Source organism: Haloprofundus salinisoli, assembly GCF_020097815.1.
Classification (GTDB): Archaea; Halobacteriota; Halobacteria; order Halobacteriales; family Haloferacaceae; genus Haloprofundus; species Haloprofundus salinisoli.
The window spans coordinates 2985245-3003448 of record NZ_CP083663.1 but is presented as its reverse complement, the minus strand read 5'-3'; the positions used below and the strand labels follow the sequence as shown (position 1 = coordinate 3003448).

At 65.3% G+C, this 18204-nt stretch carries 17 protein-coding genes; 7 read left to right on the top strand and 10 right to left on the bottom strand.

Annotation, left to right across the window (positions count from 1 at the left end; all coding sequences use genetic code 11):
* The first annotated feature begins 26 nt into the window (after nucleotides 1-26).
* Nucleotides 27-2255 (top strand): AAA family ATPase, encoded by a 2229-nt coding sequence (locus LAQ73_RS15705; protein ID WP_224269197.1) that lies wholly within the window; start codon nucleotides 27-29, stop codon nucleotides 2253-2255.
* Between the two features lie 40 nt (nucleotides 2256-2295).
* Here the strand turns inward: LAQ73_RS15705 and LAQ73_RS15700 are convergent, their stop codons facing one another.
* Nucleotides 2296-3429 carry an acyltransferase gene (locus LAQ73_RS15700; protein WP_224269196.1) on the bottom strand — a complete coding sequence of 378 codons (1134 nt, stop codon included), beginning with the start codon at nucleotides 3427-3429 and terminating at the stop codon, nucleotides 2296-2298.
* A 66-nt stretch (nucleotides 3430-3495) separates the two neighbouring features.
* A complete protein-coding gene (locus tag LAQ73_RS15695; protein WP_224269195.1) occupies nucleotides 3496-4302 on the bottom strand; it encodes a class I SAM-dependent methyltransferase in 807 nt (268 codons plus the stop codon).
* A 122-nt stretch (nucleotides 4303-4424) separates the two neighbouring features.
* Between LAQ73_RS15695 and LAQ73_RS15690 the strand changes: the two genes are divergently transcribed.
* Nucleotides 4425-4808: a DUF7522 family protein gene (locus LAQ73_RS15690; protein ID WP_224269194.1), complete on the top strand. Its 384-nt coding sequence runs from the start codon at nucleotides 4425-4427 to the stop codon at nucleotides 4806-4808.
* A 58-nt stretch (nucleotides 4809-4866) separates the two neighbouring features.
* On the opposite strand, the gene LAQ73_RS15685 is transcribed toward LAQ73_RS15690, so the two are convergent.
* The 4 genes from LAQ73_RS15685 to LAQ73_RS15670 form a co-directional block, all read right to left on the bottom strand.
* Nucleotides 4867-7734 (bottom strand): DEAD/DEAH box helicase, encoded by a 2868-nt coding sequence (locus LAQ73_RS15685; RefSeq protein WP_224269193.1) that lies wholly within the window; start codon nucleotides 7732-7734, stop codon nucleotides 4867-4869.
* Between the two features lie 106 nt (nucleotides 7735-7840).
* Complete coding sequence (locus LAQ73_RS15680; protein WP_224269192.1) at nucleotides 7841-8623, bottom strand: metallophosphoesterase; 783 nt, start codon at nucleotides 8621-8623, stop codon at nucleotides 7841-7843.
* Nucleotides 8623-10467, bottom strand: a complete 1845-nt coding sequence (locus tag LAQ73_RS15675) for a hypothetical protein (RefSeq protein ID WP_224269191.1) — start codon at nucleotides 10465-10467, stop codon at nucleotides 8623-8625. The genes LAQ73_RS15680 and LAQ73_RS15675 overlap by 1 nt, the downstream gene beginning before the upstream one ends.
* Nucleotides 10464-11771 carry a Single-stranded DNA binding protein gene (locus tag LAQ73_RS15670; RefSeq protein ID WP_224269190.1) on the bottom strand — a complete coding sequence of 436 codons (1308 nt, stop codon included), beginning with the start codon at nucleotides 11769-11771 and terminating at the stop codon, nucleotides 10464-10466. Before LAQ73_RS15670 ends, LAQ73_RS15675 begins: the two co-directional genes overlap by 4 nt.
* Before the next feature lie 153 nt (nucleotides 11772-11924).
* On the opposite strand from LAQ73_RS15670, the gene LAQ73_RS15665 reads away from it, so the two are divergent.
* On the top strand, nucleotides 11925-12299 hold the full coding sequence (locus LAQ73_RS15665; RefSeq protein ID WP_224269189.1) for a DUF7510 family protein: 375 nt from the start codon (nucleotides 11925-11927) through the stop codon (nucleotides 12297-12299).
* A gap of 26 nt (nucleotides 12300-12325) precedes the next feature.
* Here the strand turns inward: LAQ73_RS15665 and LAQ73_RS15660 are convergent, their stop codons facing one another.
* Nucleotides 12326-13351: a glycosyltransferase family 4 protein gene (locus tag LAQ73_RS15660; RefSeq protein ID WP_224270779.1), complete on the bottom strand. Its 1026-nt coding sequence runs from the start codon at nucleotides 13349-13351 to the stop codon at nucleotides 12326-12328.
* Nucleotides 13352-13498: 147 nt separating this feature from the next.
* Between LAQ73_RS15660 and LAQ73_RS15655 the strand changes: the two genes are divergently transcribed.
* On the top strand, nucleotides 13499-14161 hold the full coding sequence (locus LAQ73_RS15655) for a 2,5-diamino-6-(ribosylamino)-4(3H)-pyrimidinone 5'-phosphate reductase (RefSeq protein ID WP_224270778.1): 663 nt from the start codon (nucleotides 13499-13501) through the stop codon (nucleotides 14159-14161).
* 66 nt (nucleotides 14162-14227) lie between these two features.
* A complete protein-coding gene (gene trxA / locus LAQ73_RS15650) occupies nucleotides 14228-14566 on the top strand; it encodes a thioredoxin (protein ID WP_224269188.1) in 339 nt (112 codons plus the stop codon).
* Between the two features lie 19 nt (nucleotides 14567-14585).
* On the opposite strand, the gene LAQ73_RS15645 is transcribed toward trxA, so the two are convergent.
* Both LAQ73_RS15645 and LAQ73_RS15640 read right to left on the bottom strand, forming a co-directional pair.
* On the bottom strand, nucleotides 14586-15383 hold the full coding sequence (locus LAQ73_RS15645; protein WP_224269187.1) for an inositol monophosphatase family protein: 798 nt from the start codon (nucleotides 15381-15383) through the stop codon (nucleotides 14586-14588).
* 267 nt (nucleotides 15384-15650) lie between these two features.
* Nucleotides 15651-15956 (bottom strand): NifU family protein, encoded by a 306-nt coding sequence (locus tag LAQ73_RS15640; RefSeq protein ID WP_224269186.1) that lies wholly within the window; start codon nucleotides 15954-15956, stop codon nucleotides 15651-15653.
* A gap of 277 nt (nucleotides 15957-16233) precedes the next feature.
* Here LAQ73_RS15640 and LAQ73_RS15635 point away from each other — a divergent pair, with 277 nt between their 5' ends.
* Both LAQ73_RS15635 and LAQ73_RS15630 read left to right on the top strand, forming a co-directional pair.
* The gene (locus LAQ73_RS15635; RefSeq protein WP_224269185.1) at nucleotides 16234-16473 is read left to right on the top strand and encodes a hypothetical protein; all 240 of its coding nucleotides are present in this window, start codon (nucleotides 16234-16236) and stop codon (nucleotides 16471-16473) included.
* A gap of 255 nt (nucleotides 16474-16728) precedes the next feature.
* The gene (locus tag LAQ73_RS15630) at nucleotides 16729-17454 is read left to right on the top strand and encodes a ribosome assembly factor SBDS (RefSeq protein ID WP_224269184.1); all 726 of its coding nucleotides are present in this window, start codon (nucleotides 16729-16731) and stop codon (nucleotides 17452-17454) included.
* Between the two features lie 331 nt (nucleotides 17455-17785).
* Here LAQ73_RS15630 and LAQ73_RS15625 read toward each other — a convergent pair whose 3' ends face one another.
* Nucleotides 17786-18100 (bottom strand): FUN14 domain-containing protein, encoded by a 315-nt coding sequence (locus LAQ73_RS15625; protein ID WP_224269183.1) that lies wholly within the window; start codon nucleotides 18098-18100, stop codon nucleotides 17786-17788.
* Nucleotides 18101-18204: the final 104 nt, after the last annotated feature.

Below are 18204 nucleotides of genomic sequence, written 5' to 3'. Positions count from 1 at the left end.
AGAACCGTCACTACAAAGGCGGTGACATGAGCGACGATTCGGGCATCGAACTCACGGTCCGCGCCGCCGAAAAACGCGACGCCGGCCGTGGCATCGCCCGCCTCCCCGACTCCGCTCGACGGACGCTCGGTGTTCTCAGCGGCGACACCGTCGTCATCGAAAGCGAACGCGAGACGGTCGCCAAAGTGTGGCCCGCCGGTCCGACCGCCCCCGCCGGCACCGTCCAGGTCGACGCCGACACCCGTACCAACGCCGGTGCGAAAGTCGGCGAGACCGTCCGCGTTCGGAAGGTCGCCGTCGAGACGGCCCGGTCTGTGACCATCACCGCCGCCGCGAGCGTCGGCACCGACGACGAAGACCTCCTCCGCCGCATTCTCAAGCGCGCACTGCTCGACCGTCCCCTCCTCCAAGGCGAGCAGGTCCACGTCGAACAACTCGGCGACGCGCCGTTCGTCGTGAGCGAGACGAACCCCGACGGCACCGTCCGTATCGCCGATTCGACGACCGTCCGCGTCGACATCGCAACCGACCGGAGCGGAAGCAGCGTATACCCTTCTACCGACCGAGACGCCGGGCGCACAGCCGGCTCGGGAGCCGGAACCGGCTCCGAGACGGGTTCCGACGCTAGCGGGAACGCCGCACCTGCACCTGCGAAACCGGCGACGGGAATCAACTACGAGGACATCGGCGGCCTCGACGAGGAGCTCGAACTCGTCCGCGAGATGATAGAGCTCCCGCTCTCCGAACCGGAGGTGTTCACCCGCCTCGGCGTCGAACCGCCGAAGGGCGTCCTCCTCTACGGCCCGCCCGGAACGGGGAAGACGCTCATCGCCAAAGCCGTCGCCAACGAGGTGGACGCGCACTTCGTCACCATCTCGGGTCCGGAGATCATGTCCAAGTACAAGGGCGAGTCCGAGGAGCGCCTCCGCGAGACGTTCGAGGAGGCCCGCGACAGCTCTCCCGCCATCGTCTTCTTCGACGAGATAGACTCCATCGCCCCGAAGCGCGACGAGGGCGGCGACGTGGAGGACCGCATCGTCGGCCAGTTGCTCTCGCTGATGGACGGCCTCGAAGCCCGCGGCGAGGTCATCGTCATCGGCGCGACCAACCGCGTCGACGACCTGGATCCCGCCCTCCGCCGCGGCGGGCGCTTCGACCGCGAGATCGAGATCGGCGTCCCCGGCGAGACCGGTCGGCGCGAGATTCTCGACGTCCACACGCGGAACATGCCGCTGGCCGACGACGTGGACCTCGACCGCATCGCGTCGCGGACCCACGGATTCGTCGGCGCGGACCTCGAATCGCTCGCCAAGGAGGCGGCGATGATCGCACTCCGTCGTTCGCGCGACGGGACCGACCCGGTTCCGCTCGACGAACTCGAAATCACCCGCGCGGACTTCGAGGGGGCGATGGCCGCCGTCGACCCGAGCGCGATGCGCGAGTACGTCGCCGAGACGCCGACGACGACGTTCGAGAACGTCGGCGGTCTCGACGAGGCGAAAGCGGTGCTCGAACGCGCGGTGACGTGGCCGCTGACGTACGCTCCGCTGTTCGAGGCGGCCAACACCGCACCGCCGTCGGGCGTGCTGCTGTACGGCCCGCCGGGGACCGGTAAAACGCTGCTCGCGCGGGCCATCGCCGGCGAGAGCGGCGTCAACTTCATCCACGTCGCCGGGCCGGAGCTGCTGGACAGGTACGTCGGGGAGAGCGAGAAATCGGTCCGAGAGGTGTTCGAGCGGGCCAGACAGGCCGCCCCGGCGATCGTCTTCTTCGACGAGATAGACGCCATCGCCGGCGACCGCGACATGTCGGGCGGCGACTCCGGCGTCGGCGAACGCGTCGTCTCGCAACTGCTGACCGAACTCGACCGCCTCAGCGACAACCCCAACCTGGTCGTGCTGTCGGCGACGAACCGCCGCGACTCGCTTGATCCGGCGCTGCTTCGGCCGGGGCGACTGGAGTCGCACGTCGAGGTGCCCGCGCCCGACGAGGCGGGTCGTCGCGCGATTCTCGACGTGCACGTCCGCGACAAACCGCTCGCCGACGACGTAGACCTCGACGACGTCGTCTCGCGGATGGACGGATTCACCGGCGCGGACATCGCGGCGGTCTGTCGCGAGGCGACGCTGTTGGCGATTCGAGACGTCGCCGACAGGTACGAGGGCGCGGAGGCCAACGAACACGCCGACGAGGTGCTCGTCACCGACGGCCACTTCGACACGGCGCTAGAGACGGTCGACCCGACGATGCGATAGCGTCACCGTCGCAGTTACGGTGTGTCCTGACTCGGCCTACTCAGTTCGTCTCCGAATCTCGGGTCGAGACGGCCGACGCGACCTGCGTGCGGAGACGGGCGAACCACGGGAAGTGACTCCCGCCGAGTTCGATGACGCCCGCCTTCGCCATGAGGAGATAGACGGCCAGCGAGACCACGTACACGAGCGGGGTGATGGTCACCTGCCAGAGGACCGTCGTCGAGAAGTCGACGCCGACCGCCGGTCCCCAGAGTTCGTTCGCCGTCACGATGATTCGGTACACCGGGATGTGGACCAGGTAGATGCCGACGGCGTGGCGGCCCACGCTCGGCAGCACCGTGTTCTTCCCCCAGTCGGGGTTCGAGAGGGCGTACGCGAAGAGGGCGACGACGAAGAAAACCGTCGAGAGCGTGTACTCCGTCGTGACGATTCCCTGTGCGAGCGTAGTGTCACGGAGGAGATAGCCGACGGCGTACTGTTCGGCGAGTTGAAGCGCCACCACGAGACATATCGCGCCGAGATACAGGCGGCTCCGGTCCTCGCTCGGCGACCAGTTGCTCGTTCTGAGTCGGTAGCCGAGCGCGACGTAGAAGAAGCCGAAGAAGAGGGCGTCGCGCGTCTCGAACGGAACCTCGACGAGCGGCTGCAAGTTCGTTCCCACCAGTCCGACGACGTGCAAGAGTGCGGCGACAGGGAGCAAGTAGCGGGTCTTCTCGAACTTGACGAAGAGGGTGACGAAGCAGATCGAGAAAAACAGCGCCGTCAGGAACCACAGCGGGACGCCGATGGTGTCTCCGTAGTAGAGAAAGCCCAGTAGCGAGGGGTCGTCGAGTCGGCGCGTGAGCAAGGCGTTGATGACGTCGGCACCCTGCAGTAGGGCGACGACGGTCGTCGCCGCGAGGTAGAGCAGTATTCCGAACAGGTACAGCGAACCCACCTTTCGAAACGCGCCGCTCACGTACGCCCTCGCGTCGTCGGGAGTCAGCGACCGAGCGAGAAAGTAGCCGGAGGCCGCAAAGAAGAACGGAACGTCGAACTGGCCGAGCGTATCCAGTGCGAAGTAGACGTAGTTGCCGTGCGCCCCGAAGCCGCGAAACGGGTCGACGTGCGCGACGACGATGAAGAACATGGCGACAGCGCGCAACGTGTCTATACTGTGAAGTCGGTCCCCCATTGACCGAAGGATTCACCGTCAAGATGTTTTAGATTTCTGGCCGTGAATCGACATACTGCGGGTCGGTCACATCGCTTCGAGAACCGCTCTGTAGTAGGCTTTATCGTCGTCTCGGAGGACGTCGTCGACGCGCCACCGTGTACCGACGACGGCGTCGGCGAGTCGGTCGGGTGAGAACAACAGAAACACCACCGTTCGACCGACTTCGCGTGCAGTTGCGCCATCGTCGCCTCTGCAGTACTCGACGTGGAACGCCCGGCGGGCGACGCCGCTTCGAGGGTCCGGTCGGTGGCCGAAGAACGACTCGGCGTCGAGACAGGTCGGGTCGTAGCTGTCGACGACGGCGACGCCCGACTCGTCGGTGACGGCTGCGAGGTCCGACAGAAACTCGCGGACGCCCGCGAACGACCCCGCGATGCCGAGCTGCGTACCGTTGACCAGCGCCGACCGGAACCGGTTCCGAGAGAAGTCGAGCGCGAACATGTCCATCAGGCGAGCGTCGTCGACGCCGCCTTCGCGGACGGCCTCGACCGCACCGGGACTGACGTCGACGGCGACGACCTCGCGGTCGTCCTGGAGGAACAGCGCGTGCTGTCCGGCACCGCACCCGACGTCGAGAACCGGCCCGTCGAGCGAGTCGAGTAGCGACTTCCACTCCGAAGACCACGCCGCCGGTGGCGTGAAGTAGTGTTCGGCGATGCGAGCGTCCGTCCGCTCTGCGCCGTCGACGTACTCGCAGACGCCGCGCAGTCCGCCCCGTCGGTAGTCGAGCATCGCGCGGCCGAGCGGGTCGGCGTCGACCGATTCGGCGGCCAGTGATCCGTCGTCTACTCCGCCGGCGTCCGACGCGCGCGTCGAATTGTGGTCCGTCACAGCTCGTCACACACCCACATTTGTAATAAATCCGTGACGAGACTCGGTACCGACTCCCGCGGGCGGTTCGGCCGGTTTCGTCCGTCGTCGCTTATTTGTGAGTGGCTCTCACAGAGGGGGGTATGAGTGACGGCTTGCTCACCGAGAAAGCGCGAGAGAGACTCACGACCACCTGTCGAACGGCGGTGGGCGACAGTTTGCGGTCGGTGACGTACTTCAGTCGGTTCGACTACGAGCAAGTGTATCTCCGAAGCGACCTGGAGCAGGACGCCGACCTGAGCTCCTTCATCGGCAACGAGTGGCACGACTTCAAGACGACGCAGGACGCCTACCACAACTCCGAGTTGGGCGAGTACCGCTACACGATTCGCGTCTTCGACAACGGCTTCCTCGTCCGCATCACCACCGAAGACACCGGTGTGTTCATCACCACCGACGGCATCACGATGAAGGACTTCCAGTCGCTGTCGGCGGCGGTCGAACCGGTGCTCGAAGACTGGACGTAGTGGCGCGACCCCTCGCCGGAGAACGAAAGCGCCGGAGCGGCGCACGTCTCTCCCGCCGTCAGTCCCAGAACGACTGCGTTCGGGCGTACTGGCGTTCTTGGGCGAGAATGTCGCGGTAGAAGTCGTCCTCGTCCTCGCGGAGTTTGGCGATAATGCGCGCGGCGTTGTGCGGGCCGACGCCGCGGGCGGCCATGGCGACGACGGCGCGTTTCCCGTGACTCTGGACGAGATTCGCCGACTTGTACGCCCGTCGCGTCATCTTCTCCTGTTCGTCGTCCTTGTCCGTCGCCCGCACCGCCTTCACCACCTCGTCGGCCCACGGGTTCAGCGAGGCGATGCGCGTCGACCCGCAGTTCGGACACTCGGGTTGCTCGGCGACGCGTCGCACCTTCGTCTTGCGCGTCCAGTCGGTGCAGTGCAGACAGAACAGGATGACGCGGTCGTTCCGGATGCGCTCTCGAATCGCCTCGATGACGCTCGCGTCGGCGTTCTCGGGGACGAGGAACTCGCGGCCGCTCGACCGCCCGGCGACGCCGATGGGCGTGCGTTCGCGGGCGACGGCGAGTTCGATATCGCCCGACTCGATGCGGCGCAGCACTGCAACGGTGTTCGGCACGTCCAAATCGCGGTGGAACACTTCTCTGACCGCCTCGTCGTAGACGGGGGTGTCCTCTAGCGCCGCGAGCAGGCGGTCGGCGCCGAAGCGGTTGTTGCCCTGGTAGCGCTTGAGCGCGCCGAACTTCGAGGCGACCTGCGCGAGTGTGAACTTGAGCCCGTCGGAGTTCTTCAACGCGAGTTCGAGGAGCCCCTCGACGTGGTCGGGGTCGGTCGATTCCAGCACCTCGACGAAGTCCGGGGCGCGGACTTTCGGCGGGACCTCGAACTCGATGCGATACGGGTTGACCTCCATACCGACCGACGACCCGGTTCGCTGGCCGACGAGCGCCGACAGCAGTCGCCCGAGCGTCTCGTTGACCTGGTGGCCGAAGCAGGCGTTGACGACGACGGTCCGACCCTGTCCCTCGACGACGATTCGGTCGGCCGTCGGCATCGGTTCGCCCGTCTCCGCGTGGCGGTCGAGCAGCGTCATCGCCTCGGTCACGGTGTAGTCGTCGGTCGGGTACCGCGCGAGGAAGTCGCGGGCGACCGACTCGACGGACGCGCCGGACTCGAACTGCGGGCCGGCGACGTTTCGCATCTCGCCGACCTCCTGGGCGACGGCCATCGGCACCGGAATCTCGCGGCCGGTCCACGACGGCACCTCGCCCGCCGGGTTCTCGATGGGGGCGACGTTCACCCGCGCCTCCTCGTCGTCGATGTCGTTGATGCGCCACATCTCGCCGCGCTGGATGAACACCTCACCGGGTTGCGCGAAGTTGACGACGAACCGCTCGTCGAGCGTCCCGATCTGCTTGCGGGAGCTCATGTCGTGGACCTCGTACGTCTCCTGGTCGGGAATCATCGAGAGGTTCGCGTAGAAGTACTGCCACGTCCCGCCGGACTTCTCCAGGAGGTCCTTCTCCTCGTCGACCCACAGGAGGTGGTTGCCCGAGAGCTCGCGGACGACCTGGCGGAACTGCTCTTCTTCCACGTCGCGAAAGGGGTACGCCCGCCGGACGAGTTCGTACGCGCCGCGGGCGCTTACCTCGCCGGTGTCCATCACGACTCCCACTATCTGGTTCGCCAGCACGTCGAGACTGCCGTGGTGAATCTCGGCGGGTTCGACCTCGCCGGCGACGGCGCGGCGGGCGATGGCCAGCGCCTCGAACGTGTCGTCGGGGTCGCTGGTGACGATGGTGCCGCGGGAGACGGCGTCGCGGCGGTGGCCCGCCCGGCCGACGCGCTGGAGCAGGCGGGCGACTTCTCGGGGGCTCCCGTACTGGACGACGTGGTCGACGCGACCCACGTCGATGCCGAGTTCCATCGACGAGGTGCAGATAAGCCCATCAATTTCGCCGGCTTTGAACCGGTCTTCGATGTCGATTCGCGCCTCCTTCGAGAGCGATCCGTGGTGGACGCCGATGTTCGCGCCGAGCGTCTTGAACCGCGAACCGAGCGCTTCCGCGGTCTGGCGGGTGTTGACGAAGACGAGCGTCGACTCGTGCTCGCGGACAAGCTCTAGAATCGTCCGAACGTGGCTCGCGATTTCGGTGTCAGTGGCGAGTTTTCCCGCCAGACGCTCGTCGTCAGACGTCACCTCCGGATGCGTCACCGCGAACTCGACGTTGCTCCCCACGTCGACTTCGACGATCTCGAAGTCGCGGTCGCCGGGTTCCGTCGCCGGCCCGACGCCGACGAGGAACTTGGCGACCTCCTCGGGCGAACCGACGGTCGCCGACAGGCCGATTCGCTGAAACGGTCCCGCGACCTCGCGGAGGCGTTCGAGGCCGACAGTCAACTGCGCACCGCGTTTCGACGAAGCGAGTTCGTGCACCTCGTCGACGACGACGTGTTCGACGTCCGAAAGCGCCTTTCGGAGCTTCTTGCCCGTCAGCATCGCCTGCAGCGTCTCCGGCGTCGTCACCAGTACGTCCGGCGGGTCGTCGGCTTGCTTGCCGCGTTGGTACTGCGTCGTGTCGCCGTGGCGGACTTGGATGTCGAGGTCCAGCGTCTCGCCCCACCAGTCGAGTCGCTCGCGCATGTCGCGGTTGAGCGCCCGCAACGGCGTGATGTACAGCGCGGAGATACCGAACGGTTTCTCGTCGCGCTCGACGATCGAATCGAAGACGGGGAGCATCGCCGTCTCGGTCTTACCAGTCCCGGTGGGCGCGATGACGAGCGCGTTCTTCCCGGCGGCGAGCGGCGGAATCGCCCGGCGCTGCGGCTCCGTCGGCGTGGTGAAGCCGCGTTCGGAGAGGGCCTCGCGCACGGCGTCGCCGAGCGCGGTGAAGGCCCGAATCCCCGTCGCGGCCTCCGACTCAGACATTGGCCAAATTAGCGGCGCGAGGGGGTTAAGGCCTACGCTTGTGAGGAATACGGGTTCGAAAAATCGGCGTCAGCTCGGGGCGAATCGTTCGAGTTCGCCTCCCGACTCACACCGACCGGTAGTCGCCCAACCGCGTCCCGTCCAGCAGGTACAACTCCCCCGACTCCAGCGCCTGGGGCAGAAACGGCGAGAGGAACTCCTGTCCCTCGACGTTCACCCACGTTCCGCCGGAGCGCTCGTTGAACACTGGGAAGACGACGAGTTCCGGGTCGGCCCACTCGAACCTCTCGGAGTCGTCGTCTTCGACGCCGAGATGCTCGGCGAACACCTCGCGGCGGAGTGGTCCGCGGAGCCACGCGGGTTCGACGCGCCCGCCGCCCACGGAGTCCTGCAGTTTCACGGTGACGTGCTCGTGGCCCATGCAGATGGTCCCTGCGCCGAGTACCTCTCGATTCGGCCACGTGTGCCCGTGGAGGAAGCCGACGTTCCCCATCCGCACCCCGTCGCCGGGCGTCGCCTCGATTCGGTCTTCGAAGGCGTCGGCGACGCCGCCGTCGTGGTTGCCGGTGACGAGCGTCAGCGGCGCGTCGCGGGCGGCGAGCGCGTCGAACAGCGCCTCCAGTTCCTCGCGCTCCTCGCCCTTCGGGTCGCCGATGCGGTGGCCGATGTCGCCGAGGACGACGACGCTGTCTGCCTCGGTGCGGTCGAGAAGCGACAGCAGTCGCTCGCGGCGAGCGTCGGCGTTGCTCGCGAGTTCGACGCCGCGCTCGTAGCGCAACCCGGCCTCGATGCCGGCGTGGTAGTCGGCGACGACGAGCGCGCGTTCGTCGCCGAGGTCGGCGGTCGCCGCCGGTTCGCCCGGCACGGGTTCGACCGCGGGTCGCGCCATCAGATGGCTTTCAGCTTCCCGTCGGCGGGCTCGTAACACTGGCCGCTCATCAGCGCGTCCTGAATCGCGTCCTCGACGTTGCCGGGGTCCGCGCCGTGCTCGTCGACGACGGCGGCAACGACTCGCTCGCGGTCCGCCCCGTCGCCGTCGTCTAACTCGGACATAGCGTCGACGGCCGCGGCTTTGAGGTCCGCTTCGTCCAGCGGCTCGCTCGTCTCGTCGGCTTCGTCGCCCGTGTCGTCGGCGTCGGTGGACACGTCGTCCGTCTCCGGAGCGGCGGCTTCCGCGGGTTCGGCGGCGATGTCGTCCGCCTCCTCGGCCGTCTCGTCGACGACCGACTCGGTCGAACCGGCGGCGCTCGTCTCCGCGGCGACGGGTTCTGCCGCACTTTCCTCGCCGGTCGGCACGTCGATGTCGGCGTCGCCTGGTTCGTCGACCTCCGCGCCGCTCGTGAACTCGGTGCCGAACTCCTCTTCGACCTCTTGACGCTCCTCCTCGTCGAGTTCGTACATCCCGTCGTCGAAGTCGCCGGGGCCGTCTTCGGCGGATTCGTCGGTCGGTTCAGTCGATTCGGTCTCGTCGGTCGGTCGGTCGAAGTCGCTCGACGTGTCGTCGAAGTCACCGAGCCCGCCCGAGCTGTCGGCCTCGGACGTCTCGGATTCGGTATCGGCGGGTTCCGCCGGCTCGGAGTCGGTCGCGGCCGATTCGGCCTCCGTCGACGCGGCGGTCGTCTCCTGTCTGTCGGGAGCGACCGCCTCGGCGGGCTCGGCGGCGGTGTCAGTCGCCGATTCGCTGGATTCGACCATCGTCTCCGTGGACGCTGCGGCGGTCGACTCCTCGGCGGCGGGTTCGGACGTTTCGGACGTTTCGGTCGTCTCGGTCGTCTCGGTCGGTTGGGTCGCCTCGGTCGAGGCGGGCTCGGGCTCGGTACCGGTGGTGGTTTCGGTACCAGTGGTGGTTTCGGTACCCGACTCGGTTCCGGCGGTTGCCTCGACGGTCTCCGATGGTTCCGTAGACCCGGCGCTCTCGGATTCGGTAGCTTCGGTGGCTTCGGTGACTTCGCCGGCTTCGGACGTTTCGACGGCCTCCCCGACGGCGACGCCCGAGAGATCGGGACGCTCCACGCCCGCCGGGAGCGGGCCGAGTTCCGTCGGGTCGCCCTCCGCGGGACCGACGGTCAGCGGACGGACCTCGTCTCGGTCGCCGGCGACGACTGCCAGCGCGTCGACGGCCAGCCGTCGAATCGCTTCGAGGTACGCCGTCGTCGTGCCGTAGTGGTCGATGGCACGCGGGATGCCCGCGGCGAGCGTCTCGTCGACGCCGGCGGTGAGTAGCGCTCGTTCGAGGTCTTCGCCGCGTCGGTCGTCGGCGAGCGCCGCGTCGAAGGCGGCGACGCGGCGAAGCGTCGCCTCGGCCGTCGAGACGACCCACCGGTCGCGGGTGTCGGCGTCGACGGCGTTGACGCTCTCGGGGCGGACCGAGGTGTAGACGCGGTCGGAGTCCTCCGGCTCGAAGGTACGTGCCTTGCCGGTCAGCGCGACGAACGCCGGCGGCGTCGTCCGGTCGATGAAAGCCATCGCCTCCGGTTGGTACTGACCGGCGTAGGTGACGAACGCGCCCGTGGGATCGGCGACGCGCCCGCGGAGCACGTCCTCGTTGACCTGCTCGACTTCGGTCAGCACGCCGACGGCGAACAGGCGGTTGACCCGCGCACCCGTCGGGGTGACGACGTAGTTCGGCGCGCGCTCCTCGTCGCTCTCGGAGTACGACAGCGACGCGTCGTCGTACTCGGCGGCGAACAGGCGGTAGGCGACCTCGCGCTGCCCCGGCGCGTCGGCGCTCATCGCGCCACCTCCCCGTCCGCCGCAGACGAGTCCGCGGCCGAGATGTCCGACAGCAGCGTCCGGGCGCGTTCGGCCGGGTCGTCGTCGGTCGCCTCGAACTCGCTGGCGTCGAGGTTCGCGCCGTACTCGTCGACCGAGAGGTTACCGCGGACGCGGTGTTCGAGGCCGACGAGTTTCTCGCGGATATCGTCGGCGACGACCTCCTTGTCCATCGCGTCGCGGGCCGCTTGTTTGGCGTCCTCGATGCCGCCGCCGTACACTTCGCTCGTCTCCTCGGCGTCGAGGACAACGGTGACGGTGGCGGTGCCGTCGTCGAGAATTGCCTTCACGCGCAGGTCGTCCTCGCCGTCGACGTTCCCGTGGCTGCGGCACTGGCCGTTCTGGACGACGCGTCCGCACTCGGGGCAGCGTTCGATGAGGCCGGAGCCGTCGCGGACGGCGATGACGTTGCCGACGAGTTCGACGTCGAACATCCCGCCGGCGTCGACGGCTTCGCCGATGGGAAGGCGCGGGGCGGCGTCTCTGACCTCGACGGGGTCGGCGAGTTCGGTGGCGGAGGTGAACTCCGAGAGATTGACCGAGGGTACGCCGCGGAACTCGCGGATGTACACGTCTTCGATGCGGAGGTTCGCCCCTTCGACAACCTCCTCGCGCGGGTTCCAGTCGGTGAACGGCAGTCGGGCCGTCTCGTCGGCGAGAACGCCCGAGAGAATCTCTGTCTCGCCGTCGCGGCCGTCGATAGTCCGGTTTTCGACTTCGAGCACCTGGACTTCGACGTTGCGGCCGCGATCGCCGGGTTCGAGCGCCAAGAGGGTGGCGTCGCCGCCGACCTCGTAGTCGGTCGAGATCGACTCGGAGGCCACGGCGACGCTGCTGCTCTCGCCGAGGTTCAGTTCGGGTCGCCCGTCCCACTCGCGGACGTTCGCGTTGCCGATGGTGACGGTGTCGCCCGCCTCGAACCCGAAGTCGGTCCACGCCGTGTACGATATCTTGCCGGACTCGTCGGCGAGTTCGCCCTCTCGAATCGTCTGGTCCTGTCCCTGGTAGCGAATCGAGCGCGTACCGACGGTGAGCACTTTCGCCGTGACGGTGACGCTCCCGTCCTCGGGGGTGACGTCGGCGACGCTTTTCGAGGTGGGGGTCGTGCCGCCGCCGCTGCCGCCGCCGTGCTTTCGGCGCACGCTCTGCTTGGCTTCCTCGATGGGGACGCTGTACTGCAGCAGATTCTCCAAGTCGCGTGTGACCTCCTCTTTGTCGACGCCGAGAGCGGAGGCGAGCTCCTCGGCATGGTCGTCTACTTGCATCGAAGGGGGTTTCGACCCGCTGTGTTAAAAACCGTTGCACGCGCGGGCGCGGGGTGGGTCGTCGTCAGCCGTCGCTTGGGGGGTCGTGGTCGTCGACAGCCGTCGCTCGAAGCGCGGACAAACGCCTAAGTGACGTCGCCGAGAGTGTGCGCTATGGACGAGTTCACGTTCGAGACGCGGGTCGACGAGGACGGTGACACGACCATCGACGTGGTCGGCGACCGGGCCATCGCCGTCGTCGTTCGCTCGGAGTCGGGAGAGCGTATCTACCTCCCACCCGAAGGTTTCAACCGATCGCGGCAGAACGACAGCCCCTACCAGTCGCGCGACAGCCCCTACCAGAGTTCCGCCGACAGTCCGTCTCAGAGCGGCGCGGACGGCGACAGCCCCTATCAGAGCAGCGCCGACAGTCCCTACCAACGAAGCAGTGCGCCGAAGAAGAAGGGCGTCTCGCTGACCGCCGACGGACTGCGAATTCTGCATCCCGAACCCGTCACGCACGTCGAACTCTACCGCGGCACGGACTGAAGCGCCTCGGCTCCGGTCCGGAACGGTCAGACGATGCTCCGGTAATACTCTGCCGTCTCCTCGACGACTTCGTCCCAGCCGCGGCGCTCGTACTGCGGCGGTTCGTCGCGCGAGAGCGCCTCCTCGATGCCGTCGGCGATGGAGTCCGAGTCGGGTTCGACTTCGACGAGACAGTCGTCGGGCAGTATCTCGGCGACGCCGCACTCGGTGGCGACGACGTGAGTTCCCACCTCCAGCGCCTCGGTGATGGTGATGCCGAACGGTTCGGCGAGCGACGGCGAGACGAACACGTCCGCGGAGGCGTAGTAGTCGCCGAGCGCCTCCTCGGGGACGTAGCCGACGAAGTTCACCTGTTCTTCGATGCCGAGCAACTGGGCGAACCGCTTCAGTTGGTCGCTCAGGTGGCCCTTCCCGCCGACGACGAGCGTCACCTCGGGGTCGCGGAGCTTCTTGATAGCGTACAACAGGTGGGCGATACCTTTCTGGTCGGTGTGGCGGCCGACGTACAAGAGCATCGGCCCCTCGATTCCCAACTCCTCCTTGTAGTCGCGGCCGGTCGTCTTCGGCGTCGAGAAGCCGTTGTGTATGACCGCAGACTCGCCGCCGTACTCCTCCTTCAGGTTACGAGCGAGGAGATGACTCACCGACAGCAGGTGGTCCGAGCGGTCGGTGACACGGCGCTCGGTTTCCAGTTCCCGCTGCGGCGGGTCGATGTTGCGGTCCGACGAGAGCGAGTGGAACGTCGTCACCCACGTCACGTCGGCCTGCTGTTTCGCACGCGAGGCCGGACCGTAGCCGAACCAGTCGTGGGTGTGGACGATGTCGAACTCGGGTGCGCGCTCGGCGAAGCGCTTGCTGATGCGGCCGATTCTGGTGACGATATCGCCGTCGCCCGTCGGCACGCCGACGATGTTCTCGCGACCCTCCGGGGCGTACTCCGCCGGAAGCATCAGTTCGATTTCGATGTCGGTCTCGTCGAGACCGTCGAACAACGCGCCGACGTGTGTGTCCAACCCGCCGGCGACGTTCGGTGGAAAACCCCAACCCAACATGAGGACGCGTGGTGGCATTGTAAACGGTTCTCGGAGACGATACTTAGTGTTTTGCTGAGATTCGAGCGTCCGAACTCTGACGGCCCCGGCGTGAGCGACGAGGCGGGCATCGAAAGGCGCATCCCGTGGGCCGTCGACTCCCGAGACATGCACGTGGTGGTCAACGCGGCGACGAGCGCCGACGGCAAACTCTCCTCGCGGCGGCGCGAACAGGTCGTCATCAGCGGCGAAGACGATTTCGACCGCGTCGACCGCCTCCGCGCCGAGAGCGACGCCGTCATGGTCGGCGTCGGAACGGTGCTCGCCGACGACCCGCACCTCGTCCTCGACGCCGGACGCCGCCGAACCGAGCGCCGCGAGAGCGGTCGGTCCGAGAATCCCGCTCGCGTCGTCGCCGACTCGCGCGGGCGGACGCCCCTAGACGCCCGGATTCTCGACGACGACGCGCTGACTTACCTGCTCGTCACCGAGGCCGCGCCGAAAGAGCGTCTTGACGACCTGCGTGCCCACGGTGCGACTATCGTCGTCGCCGGCGACGACAGAGTCGACCTCTCGGCCGCGTTCGACAGACTCGAAGCCGAGGGCGTCGACCGACTGATGGTCGAAGGCGGCGGCGAACTCATCTTCTCGCTGTTCGAGGCCGCACTCGTCGACGAACTCTCCGTCTACGTCGGGTCGAAGATAATCGGCGGCCGCGACGCGCCGACGCTCGCCGACGGCGACGGGTTCGTCGACGAGTTCCCGGCGCTCTCGCTCGAATCCGTCGAACGCATCGACGACGGCGTGCTGCTCCGATACTCGGTGACGTGACCGGTATTGCGAACTCGGAGACAAACTGCTCAACGCTTATCAGCGATGGCCGACTAACCAGAGGTGATGAGTACACCAGAGAGTGCAGAGAAGCCGGTCTACGTCGAGGATCAGAGCCACCTCGAATCGCTCGTCGTCGAAAACGACGTCGTCATCGTCGACTACTACGCCGACTGGTGCGGCCCGTGCAAGATGCTCGAACCGACGCTCGAAGAGTTGGCCGCCGAAACGGACGCCGTCGTCGCCAAACTCGATATCGACGAGCACCAGCAACTCGCTCAGTCCGCGGGCGTTCGGAGCGTTCCGACGCTGGAGTTCTACGCGAACGGCGAGGCTGCCGAACGAGTCGTCGGCGTCCAGGAGAAGTCCTCGCTCGAATCGCTGATTTCGCAGCTCTCCTCGTAACGACCCGCTGAGTTCGGTTCTATTCCATTTCGAGCGTTCCGAACGCCCCGACGAGTTCGTCGTGAGCGGCTCCGTTGGAGGCTATCAGCCCCTGTGAATCGTGTCTCCACCGGTCGCCCGAGGGGTCGGTGACGGTTCCTCCCGCTTGTCGGACGAGAAACACGCCCGCGATCGTGTCCCACGGCGAGAGTTCGACCGTCGACACCGCGGCGTCTAGCTCGCCGTTGGCGACCATCGATAGCGTCGTTTGACCGCTCCCGACGCGTCGCAAGTCGCCGAACTCCGTGACGATTCTCTCCGCGACGCGGGCGAGCGCTCGACGCTCGGGACGACTCAACCCGAAGATAGGGTCGATGACGAACGTCTCCGATGCGGACGTTTCACTAACGCGTACCGGGTCGCCGTCTCGCGTCGTCTCGTCGCCCGTTGAGACATAGCTTTCTCCAATCGCCGGGAGATAGTTCGCGGCAGTACGCGGTTCGCCGTCTTCGACGAGGGCGACGCTCGTTGCCCATCGCCTGTCTCCGGCGACGTAGTTGTTCGTTCCGTCGATCGGGTCGATGACCCACGCGAGACCGTTTTCGGGGACGTCTTTTGCCGCGTCGTCTTCCTCGCCGACGATGTCGTCGTCGGGGAACCGCTCGGTGATCCGTTCGACGATGTGGCGTTGCACGTTTCGGTCGGCTGCCGTGACAGCGTCCAGCGGTCCTGCCTTCGTTTCGACGGTGAGGTCCTGTCGGAACGAATCGAGCGCAAGTTCGCCACCTTCGTGCGCGACGTCGACGACGAGGTGTTCGCGTGCTTCGGGGTCGTTCATATCGTTCCGTCGAAGGGGAGACCGAAAGGATTACGCAATTTGTCGAAAGGTGACTCGATGACCGAGGCGAGCGTTATGTTCGGCCGACAGTTCCGACGCTGCGAACTCACTCGCGGTGAGATGTTCGGTTCGGCAGTCACGACAGACGACGTGGTACGTCCGCGCCTTCATCTACCATGTTCTCGGCGAGTCCAACGCAGAGTTATCCGTACCATTCCGAACTTCCGGTGGAAGGCTGCGGTGCCGGTAGAGAGCCGTTACCGGGGCTCAGAACGGGACGTCGGAGAAGTCGTCGTCCGAAGCTGGGCCGAGTCCATCCATCCCCGCGGAGGCGTGGACGGCGTTGATTTCATCGAACTCAGAGACCATCCGGCTCTTCAGCGCTTGGACGGTCATCGGCGAGATACCGCACCCGGAACACGCGCCGCCGAGTGCGATCCACACTTCACCGCTCTCCTCGTCGATGGCTTCGATGGCGGCGCTGCCGCCGTGCATCTGAATCTGCGGGAAGTTGCGCATCATGAACAGCTCGATGCGGTCTTCGAGGCTCTTTTCGGTGTCTATCGTGCTCATGCGCGGGGAGAGGGGGTGAGCCGATATAGCGCTTTGTACCTCGGTGTTTAGATGGAGCGTCGGATGAGGAGGGCCACGACGAGGGGAGTAAATATTTATCGAGAGACTCGTCGTCTTCGTACTCGTATGGGTTTTCCTGCTACGGTCCGCAAACGGTCTAGTATGTGCACCTTATAAATATTATGTCGTTTCTTATTACATCTTAATTTTAGACGTATATGAAAAACCAATGTCAACAAAACAATTATAAGTAAATGAGTTGTACATTCACGTAGAAATGACTAACCACTGGCAACTGATAGCGGTTCTCGGTTCAGTGATGACTTTTTTAGCAGTCGCTCCATTTATATTCGGAATGATAGGACTGGCAGCTAACATGAGCATAGAAACTGCAACTCCTACTATGCTTGAGCAAGTGGTTCGTCTATTTGTTGGTGCTTTAGTCGCAATGGTGCCGATGTCTGTTGGTGGTATGGCTCTCTATGCCTTTTTCCAGTTTGCGGAGTCAATGGCATAGATGAGAGTACTATTTCTAATTTTCCTCGCTATTCTTGCAGTATTAGCCGTATTTACTATTTCAGAGTCCGTTATGTGCCCTATTGATAACTCTCTTTGGGAGATGATATTTTGGTGGATTTGCACATGACTCCTCATTTTTAAAGGGAAAAAGAGGCATTCGACGGACGGGTTGAACTTCGTTTTGGTAAGTAGCCGAAATGAACTTGCCCAAAAGCAAGCAGTGCTTTTAACCCCAGAGGCAGTATCCCGTGGTATGATTTCGCTTGACGACGCCGTGACGGCACGACTCGAATCTCACGGTGCGCGCTTCGAGGTGCTCATCGACCCTGACGCTGCACTCGCCATAAAACGGGGCGAGTTCGACGGCGACTTGGAGGAAGTCATCGCGGCCGAAGACGTCTTCGAGGACGCCTCTCGCGGCGACAGACCCGCGGAGGAGGATTTGGAGAAGGTGTTCGAGACGACCGATCCGATGAGAATCATCCCGGAAGTCGTCGAACGCGGTGAGATACAGATCACGGCCGAACAGCGCCGCGAGATGCAGGAGCAGAAGCGCCGACAGCTCATCAACCGCATCGCGCGCAACGCGGTCAACCCGCAGATGGACGACGCGCCGCACCCGCCCGAACGAATCGAGCGCGCGCTGGAGGAGGCCGGCTTCCGCGTCGACCCGATGGAACCCGTCCAGACGCAGGTCGACGACGCGCTCGACGCGCTTCGTCCCGTGATTCCGATTCGATTCGCCGAGGTCACCATCGCGGTCAACCTCCCCGCGCAGTACGCCGGAAGCGCGCAGGCGCGGGTCCGACAGTTCGGCGACCTGGAGCGCGAAGAGTGGCAGAACGACGGGTCGTGGGTCGGCGTGATGACGTTCCCCGCAGGGATGCAGAACGACTTCTACGACCTCGTCAATGAGCACACCAGCGGTGAAGCGGAGACGCAGATAATCAAGGACAAAGACGACCTGAAGACGCGGTAACTCCGACAACCGAGCGGTTCGGTATTTTCTGTTGGACGCGAACGAGACGCTCGACGACCTCGTCGAACCGCTCAAGAGCATCAGCGTCCTGCGGCAGTACCTGAAGGCGATGTATCTCTAACAGGAACTCTCTCGCGTCTCGCGGCAGGTGCTCTATCTCGGCTTCCCTGCGCTGGTCGTTCTCGGCATCGCTCGCGCCGCAGGCTGTCTTGCTGTAGTACGTGACGCGATGTGCGACCATCGCTCGGTTGAGTCCCTCAGTGGAACCGTTCGTGCCGAGAGAAGAGACTACAGAGCGAGTGAAATGAGTCGGCGAAACGAAGACGACCGATTACCCCTTCTTGAAGCCGACGAGGAAGCCGCCGGTAAACCCGGCGGAGATAGAGAGCGTCGACAGAACCGTCATCATCCAGTCCGGCGGCGTACCCGTCGCCGCGGCTTCGCCGGTCTTCAGGAAGCCTGCACTCAGTTTGTCCCAGTCGACCGAGAGGATGCCGCGCGATTCGAGGAACTTGAACAGCGCGAGTTCGAGACCGACGAGGACGGCGATAACCTTCGCTACTTTCTTCGCCGCGAAGCCGACGATGGCGCCGATAATGGTGCCGGTACCGGCCTCCATGGCGAGTTGTTGTACGTCTATTTCCATCACGACCGACAGTCCTCACAACTAACTTATTACCTTTGTGGATATGTGTCGGCACAACGAGACGAATTCGGAGACGAGTCAACTTCCCTGACCCAGGAAAGTAC

Excerpts from the sequence above, each read along its gene's own strand:
- LAQ73_RS15660 (WP_224270779.1), bottom strand. The coding sequence starts at position 13,351 with ATGTTGGGTTGGGGTTTTCCACCGAACGTCGCCGGCGGGTTGGACACA.
- LAQ73_RS15655 (WP_224270778.1), top strand. The coding sequence starts at position 13,499 with ATGCACGTGGTGGTCAACGCGGCGACGAGCGCCGACGGCAAACTCTCC.
- LAQ73_RS15690 (WP_224269194.1), top strand. The coding sequence starts at position 4,425 with ATGAGTGACGGCTTGCTCACCGAGAAAGCGCGAGAGAGACTCACGACC.
- LAQ73_RS15680 (WP_224269192.1), bottom strand. The coding sequence starts at position 8,623 with ATGGCGCGACCCGCGGTCGAACCCGTGCCGGGCGAACCGGCGGCGACC.
- LAQ73_RS15700 (WP_224269196.1), bottom strand. The coding sequence starts at position 3,429 with ATGGGGGACCGACTTCACAGTATAGACACGTTGCGCGCTGTCGCCATG.
- LAQ73_RS15625 (WP_224269183.1), bottom strand. The coding sequence starts at position 18,100 with ATGGAAATAGACGTACAACAACTCGCCATGGAGGCCGGTACCGGCACC.
- LAQ73_RS15645 (WP_224269187.1), bottom strand. The coding sequence starts at position 15,383 with ATGAACGACCCCGAAGCACGCGAACACCTCGTCGTCGACGTCGCGCAC.
- LAQ73_RS15665 (WP_224269189.1), top strand. The coding sequence starts at position 11,925 with ATGGACGAGTTCACGTTCGAGACGCGGGTCGACGAGGACGGTGACACG.
- LAQ73_RS15705 (WP_224269197.1), top strand. The coding sequence starts at position 27 with ATGAGCGACGATTCGGGCATCGAACTCACGGTCCGCGCCGCCGAAAAA.
- LAQ73_RS15630 (WP_224269184.1), top strand. The coding sequence starts at position 16,729 with ATGATTTCGCTTGACGACGCCGTGACGGCACGACTCGAATCTCACGGT.
- LAQ73_RS15675 (WP_224269191.1), bottom strand. The coding sequence starts at position 10,467 with ATGAGCGCCGACGCGCCGGGGCAGCGCGAGGTCGCCTACCGCCTGTTC.
- LAQ73_RS15635 (WP_224269185.1), top strand. The coding sequence starts at position 16,234 with ATGACTAACCACTGGCAACTGATAGCGGTTCTCGGTTCAGTGATGACT.
- LAQ73_RS15640 (WP_224269186.1), bottom strand. The coding sequence starts at position 15,956 with ATGAGCACGATAGACACCGAAAAGAGCCTCGAAGACCGCATCGAGCTG.
- LAQ73_RS15685 (WP_224269193.1), bottom strand. The coding sequence starts at position 7,734 with ATGTCTGAGTCGGAGGCCGCGACGGGGATTCGGGCCTTCACCGCGCTC.
- trxA (WP_224269188.1), top strand. The coding sequence starts at position 14,228 with ATGAGTACACCAGAGAGTGCAGAGAAGCCGGTCTACGTCGAGGATCAG.
- LAQ73_RS15670 (WP_224269190.1), bottom strand. The coding sequence starts at position 11,771 with ATGCAAGTAGACGACCATGCCGAGGAGCTCGCCTCCGCTCTCGGCGTC.